Source organism: Erwinia sp. PME.40.26/001, assembly GCF_055556675.1.
Map to the genome: position 1 here is coordinate 1 of NZ_JBVHNP010000179.1, position 272 is coordinate 272.

Annotated in this window: 1 protein-coding gene; it reads left to right on the plus strand. The window is 51.1% G+C overall.

All coding sequences use genetic code 11. The features are described from left to right. On the plus strand, window positions 1-234 hold a 234-nt coding region (locus ACZ3HG_RS23755), incomplete at its 5' end, for a hypothetical protein (RefSeq protein ID WP_465334836.1). Window positions 235-272: the final 38 nt, after the last annotated feature.

Below are 272 nucleotides of genomic sequence, written 5' to 3' on the forward strand. Positions count from 1 at the left end.
GTGGGTTCCAGCACTGCAATTGGCTTTGAACCAAGCACCTGGGACAATTCGCTGGATCTGGCCGGTTACCCAAAAACCAGCCAGTTACCTGGCAACTATCGAGCACCTGCTGCAACCTCAGCCGCTCCGAGTCAAGTCAAAGTCATGCCAGAAGCCAAGGCTGACGAACCCCAAAAATATGAAAGTGCACCAGCACAGCCCGCTGGCAATGCACCGCCTGGATTCAAGTTTTAATGAGTCATATGACTAACGACTGATCATTGATTATCGTC